Genomic DNA, 579 nt, shown 5'->3' on the forward strand with positions numbered 1-579 from the left:
CAGAGGCTTTCATTTCCATGAGTTGTTGAGGACGAGGGCGGCCTGGGCGATGGTGCCGATGCGGCTGGGGCTGGCCGTCACATGCTGCAGGGCGCGCCAGCGCTGTTTGAGTTCGGCCGCCGCGCGCTCGCCGATCGCGCGGATGCCGCGCAGGAGCCGGTTGTGGGCGCGGGTGTCCGCCGCCAGGGGTGAGGCGATGTCGGGGTGCGGGCGGAAGGGTGTGTGGACGCCGCTGCCGGCGTCGGTGTAGCCGACGTCGGCCAGCGTCGGCAGCCCGGCGCGGGCTGCGGCGTACAACGCGGGCAGGGCGTGGAGGCGGGCGGCGCGCAGGTCGTGCACCGAGCCGGGCTCGACGTCGGAGACCCACAACAGACGCCCGTCGGGAGCGGCGAGGAACTGGAGGTTTCCGGCGAAGCGCCGTCCCTTGCCGGAGTACCACAGGTCGTTGCCCCGCTCGGTGGTGCCGGCCACACGGTCGCAGGCGATGAGCGTGCCGTCCAGCACCACATGGCTCATCCCTTGCTCGCGGCAGTGGTCCAGGACTTCGTGCAGGTCCGGCGCGCGCTCGGCCAGGACATT

1 protein-coding gene is annotated in these 579 nt (G+C 72.2%); it reads right to left on the bottom strand.

The window, feature by feature from the left end:
- Positions 1–9 precede the first annotated feature (9 nt).
- Positions 10–579: transposase family protein (locus tag IQ279_RS27575; RefSeq protein ID WP_206352051.1), on the bottom strand; the 570-nt coding region annotated here is incomplete at its 5' end.

It is taken from the genome of Streptomyces verrucosisporus (genome assembly GCF_017114865.1).
Taxonomy (GTDB): domain Bacteria; phylum Actinomycetota; class Actinomycetes; order Streptomycetales; family Streptomycetaceae; genus Streptomyces; species Streptomyces fenghuangensis.